This is a genomic window from Armatimonadota bacterium, assembly GCA_031459855.1.
GTDB lineage: Bacteria > Sysuimicrobiota > Sysuimicrobiia > Sysuimicrobiales > Humicultoraceae > Fervidifonticultor > Fervidifonticultor primus.
In genome coordinates this window covers 1428590-1444206 of record JAVKHP010000001.1, presented here as the reverse complement: position 1 = coordinate 1444206, position 15617 = coordinate 1428590, and the positions used below count along the sequence as shown (strand labels likewise).

General features: G+C 73.0%; 15 protein-coding genes. All 15 read left to right on the top strand.

All coding sequences use genetic code 11. The annotated features are described in order from the left end of the window. The first annotated feature begins 38 nt into the window (after positions 1 to 38). Positions 39 to 761, top strand: coding sequence for a FadR/GntR family transcriptional regulator (locus QN157_06580; GenBank protein ID MDR7555261.1), 723 nt, complete (start codon positions 39 to 41; stop codon positions 759 to 761). After that, positions 758 to 1645 (top strand): NAD(P)-dependent oxidoreductase, encoded by an 888-nt coding sequence (locus tag QN157_06575; protein ID MDR7555260.1) that lies wholly within the window; start codon positions 758 to 760, stop codon positions 1643 to 1645. Before QN157_06580 ends, QN157_06575 begins: the two co-directional genes overlap by 4 nt. Continuing rightward, positions 1642 to 2643 carry a thiamine pyrophosphate-dependent dehydrogenase E1 component subunit alpha gene (locus QN157_06570; protein ID MDR7555259.1) on the top strand — a complete coding sequence of 334 codons (1002 nt, stop codon included), beginning with the start codon at positions 1642 to 1644 and terminating at the stop codon, positions 2641 to 2643. Before QN157_06575 ends, QN157_06570 begins: the two co-directional genes overlap by 4 nt. After that, positions 2636 to 3655 carry an alpha-ketoacid dehydrogenase subunit beta gene (locus QN157_06565; GenBank protein MDR7555258.1) on the top strand — a complete coding sequence of 340 codons (1020 nt, stop codon included), beginning with the start codon at positions 2636 to 2638 and terminating at the stop codon, positions 3653 to 3655. The genes QN157_06570 and QN157_06565 overlap by 8 nt, the downstream gene beginning before the upstream one ends. 28 nt (positions 3656 to 3683) lie before the next feature. Beyond that, positions 3684 to 5030, top strand: coding sequence for a Xaa-Pro peptidase family protein (locus QN157_06560; GenBank protein ID MDR7555257.1), 1347 nt, complete (start codon positions 3684 to 3686; stop codon positions 5028 to 5030). Between the two features lie 9 nt (positions 5031 to 5039). Beyond that, complete coding sequence (locus QN157_06555) at positions 5040 to 6437, top strand: dihydrolipoamide acetyltransferase family protein (protein ID MDR7555256.1); 1398 nt, start codon at positions 5040 to 5042, stop codon at positions 6435 to 6437. Between the two features lie 49 nt (positions 6438 to 6486). Then, a complete protein-coding gene (locus QN157_06550) occupies positions 6487 to 7704 on the top strand; it encodes an amino acid ABC transporter substrate-binding protein (GenBank protein ID MDR7555255.1) in 1218 nt (405 codons plus the stop codon). A gap of 14 nt (positions 7705 to 7718) precedes the next feature. Continuing rightward, a complete protein-coding gene (locus QN157_06545) occupies positions 7719 to 8438 on the top strand; it encodes an ABC transporter ATP-binding protein (GenBank protein ID MDR7555254.1) in 720 nt (239 codons plus the stop codon). After that, on the top strand, positions 8422 to 9186 hold the full coding sequence (locus tag QN157_06540; GenBank protein ID MDR7555253.1) for an ABC transporter ATP-binding protein: 765 nt from the start codon (positions 8422 to 8424) through the stop codon (positions 9184 to 9186). The genes QN157_06545 and QN157_06540 overlap by 17 nt, the downstream gene beginning before the upstream one ends. 186 nt (positions 9187 to 9372) lie before the next feature. Further along, a complete protein-coding gene (locus QN157_06535; GenBank protein MDR7555252.1) occupies positions 9373 to 10254 on the top strand; it encodes a branched-chain amino acid ABC transporter permease in 882 nt (293 codons plus the stop codon). Positions 10255 to 10258: 4 nt separating this feature from the next. Next, positions 10259 to 11275 (top strand): branched-chain amino acid ABC transporter permease, encoded by a 1017-nt coding sequence (locus QN157_06530; protein ID MDR7555251.1) that lies wholly within the window; start codon positions 10259 to 10261, stop codon positions 11273 to 11275. Continuing rightward, positions 11275 to 12336, top strand: a complete 1062-nt coding sequence (locus QN157_06525) for an alcohol dehydrogenase catalytic domain-containing protein (GenBank protein ID MDR7555250.1) — start codon at positions 11275 to 11277, stop codon at positions 12334 to 12336. The genes QN157_06530 and QN157_06525 overlap by 1 nt, the downstream gene beginning before the upstream one ends. A gap of 64 nt (positions 12337 to 12400) precedes the next feature. Then, positions 12401 to 13378: a DMT family transporter gene (locus tag QN157_06520; protein MDR7555249.1), complete on the top strand. Its 978-nt coding sequence runs from the start codon at positions 12401 to 12403 to the stop codon at positions 13376 to 13378. 16 nt (positions 13379 to 13394) lie between these two features. Beyond that, positions 13395 to 14384, top strand: coding sequence for an amidohydrolase family protein (locus tag QN157_06515; GenBank protein MDR7555248.1), 990 nt, complete (start codon positions 13395 to 13397; stop codon positions 14382 to 14384). A 204-nt stretch (positions 14385 to 14588) separates the two neighbouring features. Next, positions 14589 to 15617 carry a TAXI family TRAP transporter solute-binding subunit gene (locus QN157_06510; protein MDR7555247.1) on the top strand — a complete coding sequence of 343 codons (1029 nt, stop codon included), beginning with the start codon at positions 14589 to 14591 and terminating at the stop codon, positions 15615 to 15617.

The following is a 15617-nucleotide window of genomic DNA, read 5'->3' as shown; positions in this document are numbered from 1 at the left end:
CAGACGATCAGCTGGTCCGACATCCAGGAGGTAGCAGCTTGCCACACATCGACATCGCGACCGCGCCCATCGAACGCCGCAAGGTCTACGAGCTGGTGGCCGAGCGGCTGGAGGAGCTGATCGGCGACCGCGGGCTGCGCCCGGGCGACCCGCTGCCCACCGAGCGCGAGCTGATGCAGCGGTACCGGGTCGGGCGCTCCTCGGTGCGCGAGGCCCTGCGCATGCTGGAGTCGCGCGGCCTCATCCGGGCGTCGGCCAACGGTACGTTCCAGGTGGCCGACTACGGCAACCCGCTGCGCCACTCCCTCCACCTCCTCCTCGAGCTCGAGGAGGCTACCCTGCTGGAGGTCTACGAGGTCCGCAAGATCCTCGAGGTGGAAGCGGCGGGGCTGGCCGCGCTGCGCCGGAGCGACGACGACCTCCGGCAGATGGCGGCCGCCATCGCCGACATGGAGGCCGGGCTGGGCGCCCAGGACCAGTACATCGGCGCCGACCTGCGGTTCCACCTGGCCGTGGCCACGGCCACCCGCAACCGCCTGGCGCTTCGCATGATGCACGCGATCCGCGACACCCTGCACCGGGCGCTGGCGCAGGTCTACCACATTCCCGGCAGCCCGCAGCGGTCGATCCAGCAGCACCGGCAGATCGTGGCGGCGATCAGCGCCGGCGACGCGGAGGCCGCCCGCCGTCGGATGCGCGAGCACCTGGGCCGGGTCGAGCGGGACATCCGCAGCGTGTTGCTGGGGCAGGGTGAGGCATGACGCAGGTCGGGTTCGTCGGACTGGGCGTGATGGGCAGCCGCATGGCCAAGCGGCTGCTGGACGCCGGGTACCCGGTGGTCGGCTACAACCGCACCCGGGCCAAGGCGCAGTGGCTGGTGGACCTGGGCATGCGCTGGGCCGACTCGCCGCGGGCGGTGGCCGAGGCGGCCGACGTGGTCATCACCATGATGGCGGACACCGACGCCCTGCGCGCGGTGACCCGCGGGCCCGACGGCATCCTGGCGGGCCTGCGCCCCGGCACGGTGTACATCGACATGAGCACCGTGAGCCCCGCGGAGAGCCGGGCCCTGGCCGCCGAGGTCGCGGCGCGCGGGGCGCACATGCTCGACGCCCCGGTCTCGGGCAGCGTGACCACGCTGGAGGAAGGCCGGCTCTCCATCATGGTGGGCGGGGACCGCGAGGTCCTGGAGCGGGTGCGGCCGGTCCTGGAAGCGATCGGGCCGACGGTGACCTACGTGGGCGCCCAGGGGCTGGCCGTCACCATGAAGATCGCCACCAACCTGAGCCTAGCCGTGCAGATGCTGGCGTTCTCAGAGGGCGTGCTGCTGGCCGAGAAGAACGGGATCCCGCGCGCGACGGCCGTGGAGGTGCTGCTGCGCAGCGTCGCCGCCTCGCCGATGCTGGTCTACCGGGGCCCGCTGGTGCTGGCCCCGCCGCCGGAGGCCTGGTTCGACTGCCGCATGATGCAGAAGGACCTGCTGCTGGCGCTGGAGCTGGGCCGCCAGGCGGGCGTGCCGCTGCCCACCACCGCCCTGACCAACGAGTTCCTGAGCGCGGCACGCGCCATGGGCTACGGCCATCGCGACTTCGCGGCGCTGTTCAACGTGCTGGCCGACATGGCCGGTGGGGGAGGGCACCCATGACGCGAGCGACCGAGATCTCGCCCCGCGACGAGCTGGCCGACGTCCGGCCCGAGCAGTGGCGGGCCCTGTACCGGCAGATGCTGACCATCCGGCGGTTCGAAGAACAGGTCAACGAGCTGTACACCAGCGCCCGCATGCCCGGACTCGCCCACCTCTACATCGGCGAGGAGGCGGTGGCCGTGGGGGTGTGCGCCGCGCTGCGGCGCGACGACTACATCACCAGCACCCACCGCGGCCACGGCCACTGCCTGGCCAAGGGCGCATCGGTGGACCGCATGTTCGCCGAGCTGCTGGGGAAGGCCGCGGGCTACTGTCGAGGCAAGGGCGGGTCGATGCACATCGCCGACCCCGAGGTGGGCAACCTGGGCGCCAACGCCATCGTGGGGGGCTCGGCCGGCATCGCCGCCGGCGCGGCACTGTCGGCCAGGATGCGCGGGACGGACCAGGTGGCGGTGTGCTTCTTCGGGGAGGGCGCGCTGGGCCAGGGCCTGCTCTACGAGGCGATGAACATGGCATCGCTGTGGCGCCTGCCGGTCGTCTACGTGTGCGAGAACAACCTCTACAACGAGTACACGCCGGCCAGCGAGACGACCGCCGGCTCCATGACGGCGCGGCCCGAAGCGTTTGGGATTCCCTGCACGGAGGTGGACGGCCAGGACGTCCGCGCCGTGCTGCGCGCGGCGCGCGCGGCGGTGGCGCGGGCGCGGGCCGGCGAGGGGCCGTCGTTCCTGCTCTGCCACACCTACCGGTACCGCGGTCACCACGTGGGCGACGTCAACCGGGCCTACCGCACGCGCGAGGAGGAACAGTGGTGGATGACCGAGCGTGACCCGCTGACGCTGCTGGCCCGGTGGATGACGGCCCACGGCATCGCCGACGCCGCCCTGCTGGCGCAGCTCGACGCCAAGGTGCGGGAGGAGATCGCCCGTGGCCTGGCCTTCGCGCTGGACGCCCCCTATCCCGACGCGAGCGAGGTGGACCAGCATGTCTATGCCTAGCGCGCAGGTCCAGCCCGCCACTGCCCCGGAGGTCCGGGAGCTCACCTTCGCGCAGGCGGTGCGCGAGGCGTTGGCCGAGGAGATGCGCCGCGACCCGCGGGTGTTCATCATCGGCGAGGACGTGGCCGAAGCGGGCCACCCCTTCAAGGTGCTGACGGGCCTGGTCGAGGAGTTCGGCCGCGACCGCGTCATCGACACGCCCATCTCCGAGGCGGGATTCACGGGCATCGCCGTCGGCGCCGCCATGACCGGCATGCGGCCCGTGGTGGACATCATGTTCGGCGACTTCATCACGCTGGCCATGGACCAGATCGTCAACCAGGCCGCCAAGGTCCACTACATGTCGGGCGGCAAGCTCAGGGTCCCCATGGTCGTCCGCACGACGCTGGGCGCCACGCGCCGCTCGGCCGCCCAGCACAGCCAGAGCCTGCACGCCTGGCTCTGCCACGTCCCCGGCCTGAAGGTGGCCCTGCCCTCCACGCCCTACGACGCCAAGGGCCTGCTGAAAGCCGCCATCCGCGACGACAACCCGGTGATCGTCTTCGAGGACAAGATGACCTACCAGCTCAAGGGGCCGGTGCCGGCGGACGACTACGTGATCCCCCTGGGCGTCGCCGACGTGAAACGCGCGGGGCGCGACGTGACCATCGTGGCCACCAGCAGCATGGTGCACGTGGCACTGGCCGCCGCCGAGCTGCTGGCCGGCGAGGGGATCGAGGCCGAGGTGGTGGACCCGCGGACCACCGTGCCCCTGGACGTGGAGACCCTGGTGGCGTCGGCCCGCAAGACCGGCCGCGTCATCGTGGTGGACGAGGGCTACGAGAAGTACGGGGTCACCGGGGAGCTCGCCGCGGTGATCGCCGAGGGCGCCTTCTACGACCTCGACGCGCCGGTGCGGCGGCTCGGCGCCATGCACGTGCCGGTGCCGTTCTCGCCGGTGCTGGAGGACCTGACCGTGCCGACGGCCGAGCGGGTCGCGGCCGTGGCGCGGGAACTCTGCGGCACGCGCTGAGACCGCCTGCGCGACGGGAGGGAGGACGATGGGACTCAAGACGTTCGGCCTCATGCACGTGGACTGGGAGCAGCGGGTCGACATGGAGCGGCTCCGCCGCGAGCGGCTGGCCCGCGCCAAGCGGTTCCTGAAGGCCTCGGAGCTGGGCGCGCTGCTGTGCTTCGACATGAACAACATCCGGTACATCACCGCCACCCACATCGGCACCTGGGCCATGGACAAGCTGGTGCGCTTTGCGCTGCTGCCCCAGGACGACGAGCCGATCCTGTGGGACTTCGGCTCGGCGGCGCGCCACCACCAGCTCTACTGCCCGTGGCTGGGCGAGCGGTCGCGGGCCGGCATCTCGACCCTGCGCGGCGCCTACCCGGGACAGGCGCGGGACGTCGCCCGCAAGATCCGCGTCGAGCTCGAGGCCCGCAACCTGCACCGCGAGCCCCTGGGCGTGGACGTGGTGGAGGTGCCGGTCCTGGAGGCCCTGCGGGCCGAGGGCCTCACGGTGGTGGACGGCCAGGCGCTGATGCAGGAGGTCCGCAAGATCAAGACCCAGGACGAGATCGTCCTGCTGACCACGGCCTGCATGATGGTGGATGCGGCCTACGAGGCGCTCTACGAGGCGATGCGGCCCGGTATGCGGGAGAACGAGTGCGTGGCGCTGGTGAACAAGGTGCTCTACGAGCTGGGCTCCGAGCACGTGGAGGGCGTCAACGCCATCTCGGGCGAGCGCTGCAGCCCGCACCCGCACGTCTACACCGACCGGGTGCTGCGGCCGGGCGACCCGGTCTACTTCGACATCCTGCACGCCTTCCTGGGGTACCGCACGTGCTACTACCGCACCTTCGTCATCGGCAGCGCGAGCCAGGCGCAGGTGGACGCCTACAAGCGGTGCCGCGACTACCTGGACGCGGCCATCGCCCTGATCCGTCCCGGCGCCACCACGGCCGACGTGGTGCGGGTGTGGCCCAAGGCACAGGAGTTCGGCTTCCCCAACGAGGAAGCGGCGTTCGCGCTGCAGTACGGCCACGGCGTCGGCCTCTCGATCTGGGAGAAGCCGATCTTCAGCCGGCTGGTGTCGTTCGACGCCCCCGAGGTCATCGAGGAGAACATGGTGTTCGCCCTGGAGACGTTCTGGCCCGCGGCCGATGGGTGGTCGGCGGCGCGCATCGAGGAACAGCTGGTGGTGACGAAGGACGGCTGCGAGGTCATCACCCGCTTCCCGGCCGAGAAGCTCATGGTGGCCGGGCGCCGCTACTACACGGCCACGGGCCCGCTGGAGACCACCCGGGAGACCGAGTCGCACAAGAACCGGGCGACGAGCCCGCTGGAGGCCGTGATGGCCGGCGCCGCGGTCGAAGGCAGCCAGGCGCCGGCGCGGTAGGAGGCGCGCGTGCCGACCGACGTCATCATGCCGGCCCTGGGCATGGCCCAGGAAACGGGCAAGGTGCTGCGCTGGCTCAAGCGCGAGGGCGACAGCGTCCGCGAGGGCGAGCCGCTGCTGGAGATCGAGACCGACAAGGCCACCGTCGAGCTGGAGGCGCCGGCCTCGGGGGTGCTGGCCGAGGTGTCGGCGGCCGAGGGCGACGAGGTGCCGGTGGGCCGGGTCATCGCGCGGATCCTGGCGCCGGCGGAGGCCCGGGGCCAAGCGGAGCAGGTGGGGCCGTCCATCGTCGAGGCTGGGGCCGCCCCAGCCGCGCCAGCGACGGTGGCACCGTCGCCGCCAGCACCCGCGCAGGCGCCAGCGAGCGTGGTGCCGGCTGAAGCTGCGTCTGCGGCCTCTGCGTCGCCTGCAGCCGCGCTGCCCCCGGCACCTGGATCGGCCCCGGCGTCTGCCGCACGGGGCGGTCGTGTGGCCGCCTCACCCAAAGCGCGGCGGCTGGCGGCCGAACACGGGGTCGACCTGCGGACGCTGGCCGGGTCCGGCTCCGGCCCGGGAGGTGCGGTGCTCGCTGCCGACGTGCTGGCGGCCGTGCGGACGGGTGCGGGTGCGGCCGCGCCGGTGGCGGGTCCGGCGCCCGTGGCAGGGCCGAGTGCCGCGTCCGCAGCCGGCCCGGCGCTCCTGGTGGGACCGGGTGCCGCGCCCGCAGCCGGCCCGGCGCCGGCGGCAGCGCCGGCCGCGGCTGCCGCCCTGCCGACCGTCTGGCGGCTGATGGCCGAGCGCACGACGCAGAGCTGGACGTCGGTGCCCCATTTCTTCCTGCTGCGCGAGGTGCACGCCGGACGGCTCGTGACCTGGCGGGAGAAGGCCGCGGCGCGGCTTGGGGTCGACCTGACCTACACCGACCTGCTGGTGAAGCTGGTGGCGATGGCGCTGCGCGAGCACCCACGGGTGTACGCGCGGTGGCACCAGGGCACGATCGTCGACGGCGAGGCGATCAACGTGGGCATCGCGGTGGCCACGGACGACGGGCTGGTGGTGCCGGTGATCGCCGGCGCCGACCGGCTGCCGCTGGACGAGATCGCCCGGCGTCGCGCGACGCTGGTGGAGCGGGCGCGGGCCGGCCGGCTGCGCCCCGAGGACCTAGCCGGCGGCACCTTCACCATCAGCAACCTGGGCATGTACGGCATCGACGCCTTCACGGCCATCATCAACCCGCCCCAGGCCGCCATCCTGGCCGTGGGGCGCATCGCGCCGCGCGTCGTGCCCGCCGGCACCCGCGCAGCGATCCGGCCGATGGTGTGGCTCGCGCTGTCGTGCGACCACCGGGTCGTCGACGGCGCGCGGGGGGCAGCGTTCCTGCAGACGCTGGCCGACCTGATCGAGGAACCGCTGGGGTTGCTGCAGTGAGACGTGCACTGCGCGCATCTGGCAGCGCACGACCAGGAGGTGACGGCACATGACGTACGGAACACGCCGCGGGCTGGCGGCGGCCCTGGCCGCGCTCGTACTGGTCGCCGTCGCCGGGCTGCCCGGCACGGGCGGGCCGGCCGAGGCGAAACCGGTCCTGATCGGCGGCAGCCTGGGGCTGACGGGCCCGTTCTCCGGTCCGTCGGCGGTCTACAAGGCGATCTACGAGTACTGGGCCGACCGCGTGAATCGCGAGGGCGGGCTGCTGGGCCGCCCGGTGCGGCTGATCATCTACGACGACGAGGGCAAGCCCGCGGTGGCGCAGGCGCTCTACCAGCGCCTGCTCAAAGAGGACAACGTCGACCTCGTCCTGGCGCCCTACACCACGCTCGTGGGCGGAGCGGTCATCCCCATCGTGGAGTCCGCCCAGAAGGTCCTGTGGAACGGCGGGTTCGTCGGCATCGAGCTGTTCAAGAAGTCGCGGTGGATCGTGGGCGCCTACACCTACCAGGAGCCCGACTACCCGCGGGGGATCTTCGAGCTGGTCGACAGCCTGCCGCCGGACCAGCGGCCGCGCCGCATCGGCGTGGTCACCGAGCAGAACCCCTTCACCCTGGTGGTGAAGAACGGCTACCAGGGGTACGGCGGCGTGCTGAACTTCGCCCGGCAGCGCGGGATCCCCGTGGTGCTGAACGAGGAGTACGCGCCGACGGTCAGCGACGTGAGCGGGTTGATCCAGCGGGCCAAAGCCGCCGGGGTCGACCTCTTCTTCGCCCTCTCGTTGCCCAACCCGGCGGCGCTGCTGGCGCGCACCGCACGCGAGCAGGGCTTCAAGCCCGCCATCTACTGCGCGTGTGGCTCGCAGGTGACGACGCTGCCCTACTGGCGCGACCTGGGCCCGGCGGGTGAGGGCATCATCGGCACCACCATGGCCACGCAGACCGACAAGTTCAAGGAGATCGGGGTGCTGCACACCTTCCTCCAGACCAAGCTCGGGTACCGCGAGATCCCCGCGTACGCCACCGTAGCGTTGACGATCCTCCAGGTGCTCGAGCAGGCGGTCAAGGGCGCCGGCACCCTCGACCAGGCCAGGCTGCGGGCCTACGTGGTGGGCCGCAAGTTCGCCACCGCGCACGGGCTCATCGAGTACGACAAGGACGGCATCCCGAGCTACAACCAGGTGCTGGTCCAGTTCCTCGGGGGCCGCAACCAGGTGATCTGGCCGCCCGCGCGGGCGACGGCCAAACCCGTCATCCCCATGCCCTGAGGTGCGGGGGCCCCGTGTTGCTGGAGGTCAGGACGCTGACCAAGACGTTCGGTGGCATCGTGGCGCTGGACGGGGTCTCGTTCGACCTCCCGACCGGCACGGTGCTGGGCGTGATCGGCCCCAACGGGTCGGGGAAGACCACGCTGCTGAACACCCTCAACGGCGTCCACGCGCCCGATCGCGGCACGGTGCGGCTCGACGGACAGCCCGCGGCGGGCCTGCCCCCGCACCGGCTGGCGGCGCTGGGCGTGATGCGCACGTTCCAGCACACCCGCGTGTTCCGCACGCTGACGGTGCTGCAGAACATGCTGGTGCCGCTCCTGCACCAGCCGGTGGATCCCGGTACCGCGCGCGCACGGGCGCTGGACCTGCTGGCTGCGGTCGGCCTGGACCGCCACGCGGACGTGCCGGCCAGCCAGCTCTCGGGCGGCCAGCAGCGCCTGCTGGAGTTCGCCCGCGCCCTCATGACGGCACCCCGCCTGGTCCTGATGGACGAGCCCTTCGCGGGCGTCCACCCCGAGGTGACCCAGGTGATGACGGCGCGGATCGACGCCCTGCGCCGGGAGGGCGTGGCGTTCATCGTGGTGAGTCACGAGATCCCGGTGCTGATGGCGCTGTCGCAACGGATCGTCTGCCTGCACCAGGGGCGCATCATCGCCGACGGCACCCCGGCCAGCGTCCGCAACGACCGCGCGGTCATCGAGGCGTACCTCGGCCATGCGACCGGCGCCTGACGCCACCCGTACGGGCATCCAGCGCCCGCCGGCGCCGGCGGAGCTGCGCATGGAGCACGTGGTGGCTGGTTACTACCCTGAGCAGGTGGTGCTCGACGACGTGACGCTCGTCGCCCGTGCGGGCAGCCTGACGGCGGTGCTGGGCCCCAACGGGTCGGGCAAGTCGACGGCTCTGCGGGTGCTGTACGGGCTGGTGCACCCGCGGCGCGGACGGGTCGTCATGCAGGACCGCGACATCACCACCGTGCCCGTGCACCAGCGGGTCACGCTGGGCCTCGGCCTGCTCCCGCAGGGCCGGTCGGTCTTCCCCGGCCTGACCGTCCACGAGAACCTGGAGCTGGGTGCCTGGAGCCTGCCCCCGTCCCGCCGCCGGGAAGCGGTCGCACGCGTCTACGCGCGCTACCCCATGCTGGAGGCGTGGCGCACCCGGCTGGCCGGCAGCCTGAGCGGCGGGCAGCAGCGCACGGTGGAGATCGCGCGCATGATGGTCACCGACCCCTCGGTGCTGCTGCTGGACGAGCCCTCCGCGGGGCTGGCGCCCGTGGTCGCCGACCAGGTCTACGCGGAGGTCGCCCGCCTGCGCGAGGAAGGGCGCACGATCGTCCTGGTGGATCAGAACGTCCGGGCTGCGGTGGCGCTGGCCGACTACGTGTACACCCTGGAATTCGGTCGCAACCAGCTGGAAGGCCCACGCGCCGAGTTCGACGGCAAGCTGGGGACCGTGGTGCGGAGCTGGTTGCGTGTTTAGCTGCCGCCTCGTGCGCCGCACGGTGAGCAGGGATCCGGGCGGCTGTCCCGGCCGCCGCGCGTGGGCACCGACGCGTTCTGCCACCGCGCGCTCAGGGCGGTTTTTTACGGCGTGGGGTGAGGATGCGGTGAGGCGTGTCGGACGCCTGCCACTGCGCCGCCGGGGCAGCGTCGCGCCAGCGGCGGCATGATCACGCTGGCCCTGCTCGGGCAAGCGGCCGTCAACGGCCTGCTGCTGGGCCTGGTCTACACCCTGATCGGCGTGGGTCTGAGCCTGACGCTCGGAGTGCTGGGCATCGTCAACGTCGCTCACAGCACGCTGGTCATCCTGGGCGCGTTCTTCGCCTGGGAACTGCTGCACCGGGCCGCGCTCTCGCCGCTTGCCGCCATGGTGCTGGCGGTGCCGCTCTTCTTTCTGGTCGGGGCCGCGGTGGACCGCACGCTCGTGCGGCGGGTCGCCGCGGCGCCCCAGGCCGTCGGGTTGCTGGTCCTCTTCGGCCTCATGATCGTCCTCGAGAGCGCCGCCATCCTGCTCTGGACCACCGATACCCGTGTCCTCCCCTGGCGCGCCGGCCAGGCCACGCTCGCGCTGGGCGGGCTGACGCTGCCGCTGTCCCGCCTGGTGGCAGCGGCGCTGGCGTTGGGCATGGTGCTGCTGCTGGACGCGCTGCTGCGCCGCACGCTCCTGGGGAAAGCCATCCGCGCGGTGGGCCAGAATCCCGATGCGGCGCTGGTGCTGGGCGTCGACCCGCGCCGCATCGGCCTGGTGGTGATGGGGCTGGGCGCCGCCTCCGCCGCGGTGGGCGGCGTCGCCCTGGCCATGATCTTCCCCTTCGCACCGCAAGACCACGTCCGCTGGCTGGCGTGGGCGTTCCTGGTGGTCGTGGTGGGCGGGCTCGGGGGCGTACGGAGCAGCCTGGCGGCCGGGCTCCTGGTGGGCGAGGTGGAGACGCTGAGCGGTGTGCTCCTGCCCTTCCAGTACGTCTACCTCGTGGTCTACGGCCTCCTGGCGGCGGCGCTGTTGCTGCGGGGCCAGGGGCTGGCCACGGTGCGGGAGCGGACCGTCTAGGTCGATGAGCGAACGGGTCCTCCACCGCTCCCTCACGCCCCGCGCGGCGGCCGTGGACAGGGCGACGCCGTGGCTGGCAGCCGCCGCGGCCGCAGGGCTGGCGGTGGTGGGCGCGACGGTCGAGGCGCTGGGGCTGCTCAGCACCCTGACCACCGTGTTCCTGTTCGTGGTGCTGGCGCAGGCCTGGAACCTGCTCGGCGGGTACGCCGGCTACCTGAACCTGGGCATGGCGGTCTTCTTCGGGGTAGGCGCGTACACGACGGGAATTCTCGCCTACCGCTACGGCTGGCCGCCCCTGGCGACCGCGCCGCTGGCCGGACTCACGGCGGTCGTGTGGGCCGCGGCCGTGGGCATCCCCAGCCTGCGGGTGCGCGGGCCGTACTTCGCCATCCTGACCATGATCCTGGGCTTCCTGGTGCAGTCCCTGGCCTACAACGCCGCCGTGACCCGCGGCGCCATGGGGATCTACGTCACGCCGTTGCCCTGGGACCGGCACACGGTGGAGCAGGTGTTCTACTTCACCTACCTGGCGCTGGCGTTCGTCGTGACGTGGTTCGTGGCCAGGGTGGAACGGTCGCGATTCGGATACGCGCTGGTGGCCATCCGCGAAGACGAGGACGCCGCCGAGATCCTGGGTGTGCGCACCACCCGGATCAAGATCGGCGCGCTGCTGGCGGGGGCGCTGCTGGCAGGCGTCGCCGGCGGGCTGTACACCCAGCGCATCGGGTACATCGAGCCGACGGGCACCTTCAGCCTCGACATCTCCATCGACGTGGTGCTGATGACCATGGTGGGCGGCGCGGGGACGTGGCAGGGGCCGATCCTCGGCGTCCCGCTGGTGATGCTCCTGGCGGAACTGCTGCGGGTCGGGGTCACGAAGGTGGCGCTGTTCGGCACGCGCGTGCCCGTGGAGTTCAACCGGGTCGTGCTCGGGTGTGCGCTGATCCTGATCGCCCTCTACGCGCGGGAGGGGTTGATGGGCGTGCTCCGGCCCGTGCGGGCCAGGAGGTTGGGGGTCTGATGAAGGCGGCCGTCTACTACGGGACCCGCGACGTGCGCATCGAACACCGCCCCGACCCGCCGCCCCCCGGCCCCGGCGAGGTGCTCCTGGCAGTGAGCCGGGCCGGCATCTGCGGGACCGACGTCTCGGAGTACCTGCATGGACCGCATGCGATCCCCGTCCGTCGCCCCGATCCGGTCACGGGGTACCAGGGGCCGGTGATCCTCGGCCACGAGTTCGCGGGGCGGGTGGTGGCCGTCGGACCTGGCGTTGCGGAGCTCTCCCCGGGACAGCGGGTGGCCAGCGGCGCGGGGGTGTGGTGCGAGGCGTGCGCCTGGTGCCGGGCAGGCCGGCCCAACCTGTGCGCGCGCTACTACACGCTGGGGCTGCAGGCCGACGGCGGGCTGGCCACGTACGTCCGCGTGCCGGCCAAGACGTGCGCGCCCGTGCCCGACGGGTGCAGCGACGAGGCGGCGGCGCTGGCGCAGCCGCTGGCCGTGGCGATGCACGCGGTGACGCGCAGCGGTGTGGCGCCGCACGAGCACCTGGTGGTGCTGGGGGTCGGTGGCATCGGGTCGCTGATCGTGGCCGCCGCGCGCGCCCGGGGCGTCCGGTCCCTGGTGGCCGTCGACGTCGACCCCCACCGCCTGCGCGTCGCAGAGGCCCTGGGGGCAACCCGGGTGGTCCACCTGGGCGCCGACGACCCCGTCCGGGTCGTGCACGACGTCACCGACGGCGACGGCGCCGACGTGGTGATCGAGAGCGCGGGCGTCCCGGCGTCGATGGACCTGGCGCCAGGCCTGGTGCGGCGCGGCGGGCGTCTCCTGCAGGTGGGGCTGCCCCACGACCGTCACCCCATGGACGTGCGCGACCTCGTGCTGCGCGAGGTGACGCTGCTCACCACCGTCGCCCACGTCTGCCCGACCGACCTGCCCGCGGCGATCCGGTTGCTGGCCACCACCGACGTGGCGGCGCGGGTCCTGGACCGCGTCATCGCCCTCGACGACCTGGTCGACGACGGCCTGCTGGCGCTGGCCACGCGGCGCGCCACGGGCAAGATCGTCGTGGACCCGCAGGCATGAGCCGTCGCGGGCCGCGCGCGCGGATCGTACGGGGGCCCTCGCTCCCCTGCCGGCGTGCGGCCAGATGAGCGGTGCGCTATGGGCACTGCTGGCGGGACTTGGCTTCGGCACCTTCCAGACCATCAACCGCATCGCGGTGCGCCGGATGAGCGTGTACGTGTCGACGTTCCTCCAGCTGGTGGTGAGCACGGCGGTGCTGGCCGCCATCGCCTGGGCGACGACGGACGTCCGCCGCGTCTGGCACGCTCCGCGGGCGGCGGTCGTGCAGTTCGCGATCGGGGCGTTCGTGCACTTCGTCGTGGGCTGGACCCTGCTCAACGCAAGCCAGAAGCGGATCGGCGCGGCGCGGACGAGCCCGCTGATCAGCACGAGCCCCCTGTTCGCCACCGCGATCGCCGCCGCTGTGCTGCGCGAGCTCCCGTCGCCGCCAGCGCTGGCGGGCATCGCCGTCACGGTCGCGGGCGTGTGCGCGATCGCGGGAGAACAGCCCGCGGAGGCGTCGGCGGCGACACCAGACGTGCCCCCGACAGGGCCTGGTACCACGGTCCCTGCGGCCGCGGCGGCACCGGGGGCCGCAGCGGTGCACGACACGCGAGCGTCGCGGACCGGCCGCACCGGCGTGCTCTACGGTCTGGGAGCCTCGCTGTGCTGGGCGATCAGCCCGGTGTTCGTGCGCCGCGGCCTGGCCGGGTTGCCCTCGCCGCTGCTGGGCCTCACGCTGGGGCTCGTGCCGTGCGTGGTGGCCTACGCGGTGGGCATGCTGGCGCGACGGGAGGAGGTGCGCGCCGTGCTGCACTCGACGGCGTTCGCCGTCAAGGTGGCGGCGGGCGCCCTGGTGGGCCTGTCGCAGTGGGCCCGGTGGATCGCCCTGGACCTGGCCCCGGTGGGCGTGGTGCTGGCGCTGTCCCAGATCTCGGTGCCGCTGGTGCTGGTCCTCTCTCGACTGCTGGGGGAGCGGCACGGGGAAGCGGTGTCCGGGCGCCTGTGGCTGGGCGCGGGTGCGACCGTTGCGGGGGTCCTGCTCCTGGTCCTGGCGTCGTGACGACGGGGGCGCGGCCGTGATCGTCGACCTCCACGCCCATGTCATCGTGCCCGCGCTCCTGCGCGACGCCGCGCCCGCCGAGGCCTGGCGTCCGCGGGTCTACTGGGACGCGGGCCGCCAGGTGATCGAGCACGGCGGCCGTCGGCTCACCTCGGCGGTGCGGGAGTTCGTGGACCCAGATGGCATCCTGGCGGCGCAGGACGCTGCCGGGGTGGACTGCGTCGTGCTGAGCCCGTGGGCGTCGTTGCTGCGCTACGACGTGCCGCCTGTGGAAGGGCTGCGCACCAGCCGCCTCTACAACGAGGGGCTGGCCCGCCTGGCCGAGGCCCATCCCACGCGCATCCGCGCCCTGGGCACTGTGCCGCTCCAGGACCCGGAGCTCGCGGCGCGCGAGCTGGAGACGGTGCTGCGCCTGCCGGGGCTGTGCGGCGTGGAGGTCGCAGCCAGCGTCAACGGCGCCTACCTGGGCGACGACCGCTTTCGGCCCTTCTGGGCCGCCGCCGAGGCCACCGGGGCGGTGGTCTTCGTCCACCCCACCACCCGCGGGTTCGACCTGCCGGCGCTGGCCGACTACTACCTGTGGAACGCCGTGGGCAACCCGCTGGAGACGACGATCGCGGCAGCGCAAATGGTGCTGGCGGGCGTGCTGGAGGCGCACCCGCGCCTCAAGGTGGTGCTGGCCCACGGCGGCGGGGCCCTGCCCGCGCTGCGCGGCCGCCTGCGGCACGCACACCGGGTGACGGCGCCGGCGCGGGCGCGCCTGCGCGAACCGGTCGACGCGTCGCTGCGGCGGTTCTACTACGACACGGTGACCCACGACGTCGACCTGTTGCGCGGGCTCGTGGCGTACGCGAGCCCGGAGCAGGTGGTGCTGGGCTCGGACTACCCGTTCGACATGGGCGTGGAACAGCCGGCCGAGGCGGTGCGAGCGCTGGGCCTGCCGCCCGAGGAGGAGGCGAAGATCCTGGGCGGCAACGCGGCACGGCTGCTGGCGCGAGGGGCGTAGCATGCGGGCGTCGGCGGTGTCGCCCTGGAACGGACAGCCCGGGCGCCCGAGGTGCCAGACGTGGTGACAGGTCTGCGCTCGCAGACCCCGGTTGGCAGCTGGCATGCGCTGGAGCGGGAGGCATGCCGTGGTGACCGGAGGTCGGCGCCCGCACCGCACGATGACCCACGCCCTGGTGGAGCGCGCATGCGAGGAGGTGCAGGGATGGACACGCGGTCGAGACACGGGGGACGCCCTGCGGCAGCGCTGAGACCAGCGGTGCTGCTGGGCCTGGCGGTCGCGCTGCTGGCGATGTCGGCACCGGGGCCGCTGCTGGCGGCGCCCAAGGTGCGCCTGACGATCCTGGGCGGCCCGCCCGCCGGCGTCTTCGGCATCTTCGCCACGGGCATCGCCACCTTCCTCAACGGTGCCGTGCCCGAGATCGACGTGTCGGTGGCCGCCACCGGCGGCTCCACCGAGAACGTGCGGCGGCTCCAGGCGAAGAACGCCGAGATGGGCCTGGCGTTCGCGTCCGACGCCCACGAAGCCTACCACGGCCTGGAGATCTTCCGCGGCACGGCGCACACCAACCTGCGGGCGCTGGGCCTGGTCTTCGTCGGCGCCTCGCACGTGGTCACCTACCAGGACAGCGGGATCCGCACCGCCGCCGACCTGGCGGGCAAGCGCGTCGCGGTGGGCACGCCCGGCTCCGGAACGTTCGCCACCGCCGAGCGCGCGTTCCGCGCCATCGGGCTGTGGGACCGCCTGTCGCGCGTGCCGCTCCTGGGCGGGGCAGCCAGCCAGGCGCTGCAGGACGGCCGCGTGGACGCGTTCTTCTTCACGGGCCCCTACCCCGACCGGGGTACCATCGAGGCCGCGACGGTGAAGCCCATCCGGATCCTGGACGTCTACACCCCGGCGGTGGCTGCGGGCTTCCTGCGCCAGTACCCGTACTACTCGCGGTACGTCTTCCCGCCCGGCGGCTACCCGGGGGTGACCGAACCGGTGCCGGCACTGGGCGTGCCGCTCCTGTGGCTGGCCCACGTCGACGTGCCGGCGCCGCTGGTGCAGACCATCGTCGCGGCCGCGTACAGCACCAAGGGGCACGAGCACATGCTCCGGGTGCATTCCGCTGCCGCCGACATGCGCCCGCGCCAGGCGCTGCAGGGCATCACCATCCCCCTGCACCGCGGCGCCGAGGCGCACTGGCGGTCGGTGGGGCTGGAGATCCCCGATGCGATCCGGGCACGGTAA